Genomic DNA, 3887 nt, shown 5'->3' with positions numbered 1-3887 from the left:
AGCGGCGCAGCGGCGCCAGGGCGTCCTCGAGCGCCCCGATCTGCGCCGCGACGGCCGTCGGCGCGGTCCCGCCCTGGGCGTCGCGAGAGGCGAGCGAGCCCTCCGTGCTGAGCACCTCGCGGACCTGCGGGGTCAGCGCCGGCGAGATGGCCGCGTACTCGTCGTCCGTGAGGTCCCACAGCTCCACGCCCCGGGCCTCGGCCGCCTTCACGGCCTCGCCCGACAGCTCGTGGGCCTCGCGGAACGGGACCCCCTGGCGGACGAGCCACTCGGCGACGTCGGTGGCCAGCGCGAAGCCCTGCGGGGCCAGCTCCGCCATGCGCTCCGTCTGGAACTCGAGGGTGGCGATCATCCCGGAGACGGCGGGCAGCAGCAGCTCGAGGGTGTCCGCGGCGTCGAAGACGGGCTCCTTGTCCTCCTGCAGGTCGCGGTTGTAGGCCAGCGGCATGCCCTTGAGCGTGGCCAGCAGCCCCGTGAGGTCGCCGATGAGGCGGCCGGACTTGCCGCGGGCCAGCTCGGCGACGTCCGGGTTCTTCTTCTGCGGCATGATCGAGGACCCCGTGGAGTACGCGTCGTGCAGCGTCACGAAGCCCGCCTCCTTGGTGGCCCAGAAGATGACCTCCTCCGAGATGCGGGACAGGTCGACGCCGACCATCGCGGCGACCCACGCGAACTCCGCGTACACGTCGCGGGCGGCGGTGCCGTCGATCGAGTTCCACACGGCCGACTCGAAGCCGAGCTCGGTGGCCACGGCGTTCGGGTCCAGACCCAGGGAGGAGCCGGCCAGGGCCCCGGAGCCGTACGGCGAGACGGCCGCGCGCGCGTCCCAGTCCACGAGCCGCTGCAGGTCCCGCGCGAACGCCCAGGCGTGCGCGAGCAGGTGGTGCGAGAGCAGGACGGGCTGCGCGTGCTGCAGGTGGGTGCGGCCCGGCATCGGCGCGTACGGGTGCGCCCGCGCCTGATCGAGCAGCGCGTCCACCGTGGCGATCACGCCCCGCGCGATGATGCGGGCGTGGTCGCGCAGGAACATCCGGCCGAGGGTGGCGACCTGGTCGTTGCGGGATCGGCCGGCCCGCAGGCGGCCGCCGAGCTCGGGACCGGCCCGCTCGATGAGGCCGCGCTCGAGCGAGCCGTGCACGTCCTCATCGGACGCCGCCGGGGTGTAGGCACCGGAACGCACGTCCGCCTCGAGCCGGTCGAGGGCCGCGATCATCCCGTCCAGGTCGTCCGCACTGAGCAGACCGGCGGTGTGCAGCACCCGGGCGTGGGCACGGGAGCCGGCGATGTCATAGGGCGCCAGGCGCCAGTCGAAGTGCGTGGACTTGCTGAGCGCGGCGAGCGCCTCGGAAGGGCCGCCGGCGAAGCGGCCGCCCCACAGGGCGCCCTCGTTGGTCCCGTGGCGGGCGTCGGTGTTCTCGGTCATCGAAGGTCTCCTCGAGGTCGGTGACAGGCCGACGGCGGCCGGCCCGGGCGCGGGCGGGCCGCCGTCGTGCGCGGGGCGTGCGGGGTCAGTCGTTGGACAGGCGGGCGACGTCCTGGAGGTCGTCGCCGCCGCGCAGGCGCTGCTCGCGCTCCGAGGCCGTCTTCGCGGACAGGCCGAAGATGTCGATGAACCCGCGGGCCGAGGACTGGTCGAACGAGTCGCCCTCGTCGTACGTGGCGAGGTTGAAGTCGTACAGGCCGGTCTCGGACCGGCGACCCTGCACCGTGGCACGGCCGCCGTGGAGCTCCAGGCGGATCTCACCGTTGACGTGCTCCTGGGTCGCGTCGATGAACGTGTCCAGGTTCCGCTTCAGCGGGGAGTACCACTGGCCGTCGTAGACCAGCTCGGTCCAACGCTGGTCCACATGCTTCTTGAAGCGCGCCTGTTCCCGCTCCAGGGTGACGTTCTCGAGCTCACGGTGGGCCGCGATCAGCGCCATGGCGCCCGGTGCCTCGTAGATCTCACGGGACTTGATGCCCACGAGGCGGTCCTCGACGATGTCGATCCGGCCCACGCCCTGGGCACCGGCCCGGCGGTTGAGCTCCTCGATGATCTCCAGCGGGCTCAGCGCGCGACCGTCGAGGGCCGTGGGGACGCCGCGCTCGAAGGCGATCGTGACCACGTCCGGCGCCGGCGGGAAGGCGGGGTCGTCCGTGTAGTCGTAGACGTCCTTCGTGGGGCCGTTCCAGATGTCCTCGAGGAAGCCGGTCTCGACGGCGCGGCCCCACACGTTCTGGTCGATCGAGAACGGGTTCTTCTTGGTGGTGACGATCGGCAGGTCGTTGCGCTCGGCGTACTCGATGGCCTTCTCACGGGTCAGGGCGAGGTCGCGCACCGGCGCGATGCACTTCAGGTCGGGGCCGAGGGTCTGGATGGAGACCTCGAAGCGGACCTGGTCGTTGCCCTTGCCGGTGCAGCCGTGCGCCACCGTCGAGGCGCCGAACTGGCGGGCCGCCGCGACCAGGTGGCGGGAGATCACCGGGCGCGAGATCGCGGAGACCAGCGGGTAGGCGTCCATGTAGAGGGCGTTGGCCTTGAGCGTGGGCATGCAGTACTGCTCGGCGAACTCGTCACGCGCGTCGGCGACGTAGGCCTCGACGGCGCCGCAGTCCAGGGCGCGCTGGCGGATCGTCTCGAGGGACTCGCCCCCCTGGCCCACGTCGACCGCGACGGCGACGACCTCGGCGCCCGTGGCCTCGGCGATCCAGCCGATGGCCACGGAGGTGTCCAGGCCGCCCGAGTAGGCAAGGATGATGCGTTCCTTCACGTTTTCTCCTCTTTATATAGGGGGGTCTCCGAGCGCGGCACGTGGCCGTCGGAGGCGTGCTCGGCGACGATCCTACCCGGGTCTTGAATAAATATGCAACTGACGGAATATCAGCTCCTGATGGATCCTGCGCAGCCCCTCTGCGCCCACCGCGGCGGCCACCCGCAACCATGGCCCCGCGCTCGAAGTTCGGGTCGAACGCGACGCCGGTCACGGCTTCGACCGTCGATCGTGACCTTCGCCCACGCCCCTGTGACGGAGGTTGTCCACACTGTCCAATCAGACGCCCTAAGATCCAATGCGGGCAGTGGCGTGCATTTCGTCCACGTACTCCCGCCTCAGGGAGCGATTCGTCACCTGATCTCAAATGTGAGACGGACGGGCAAGAATTCGTCGACCCATGATTTGACGCGAGGGGGGCTCCCGTCGTTGACTCTTCCGTAGCCGATTCGTGATCGAACCGTGATCTGACCGAGAGGTCGGGGACGGGGAGGCCACGACATCGAACCCCCTCCGACGGTCGCCCGCTGCTGGGTCGTCTCGAACCGACGGAGGGCATGACCCGACCAAGGAGAAGGACGACCCCGGTGTGCCTCGGCCACCGATCAGCGAGGACTCGCCATGGACACCATGACTCTCTTCACCACTTCCGCCACCCGCTCCCGCCGTGCCACCGCCTCGATCGTTGCGGGCATGACCCTCGCCGGCGCCGCCGCCGTGGGCTTCTCCGCCCTGGCCCAGGCCGCCACCGTGGACACCTGGGACCGCCTCGCCGAGTGCGAGTCCAACGGCACCTGGGACATCAACACCGGCAACGGCTTCTACGGCGGCGTGCAGTTCACCCTGTCCTCCTGGCAGGCCGTCGGCGGCGAGGGCTACCCGCACCAGGCCTCCAAGGCCGAGCAGATCAAGCGCGCCGAGATCCTCCAGGACCTGCAGGGCTGGGGCGCCTGGCCGCTGTGCTCGCAGAAGCTGGGCCTGACCCAGGCTGACGCGGACGCCGGTGACGTGGACGCCACCGAGGCCGCCCCGGTCGCCGTGGAGCGCACCGCCACCGTGCAGCGCCAGTCCGCCGCCGACGAGGCTGCTGCTGAGCAGGCCGCTGCTGAGCAGGCTGCTGCCGACCAGGCCGCCGCC

The 3887-nt window shown here is 71.0% G+C and carries 3 protein-coding genes; 1 reads left to right on the top strand and 2 read right to left on the bottom strand.

Features of this window, described 5'->3' with window-relative positions:
• Nucleotides 1-1423 (bottom strand): argininosuccinate lyase (argH, locus tag HMPREF3105_RS06105; protein WP_070708983.1); only part of this gene is annotated, 1423 nt, incomplete at its 3' end.
• 85 nt (nucleotides 1424-1508) lie between these two features.
• A complete protein-coding gene (locus HMPREF3105_RS06100; RefSeq protein WP_041104698.1) occupies nucleotides 1509-2750 on the bottom strand; it encodes an argininosuccinate synthase in 1242 nt (413 codons plus the stop codon).
• Between the two features lie 621 nt (nucleotides 2751-3371).
• Between HMPREF3105_RS06100 and rpf the strand changes: the two genes are divergently transcribed.
• Nucleotides 3372-3887: resuscitation-promoting factor Rpf (gene rpf / locus HMPREF3105_RS06095; protein ID WP_141762444.1), on the top strand; the 516-nt coding region annotated here is incomplete at its 3' end.

Source organism: Micrococcus sp. HMSC31B01 (assembly GCF_001816085.1).
GTDB lineage: Bacteria > Actinomycetota > Actinomycetes > Actinomycetales > Micrococcaceae > Micrococcus > Micrococcus luteus.
Note: the sequence above shows the minus strand (reverse complement) of the source record. Positions and strands in the feature narration are given on the sequence as shown.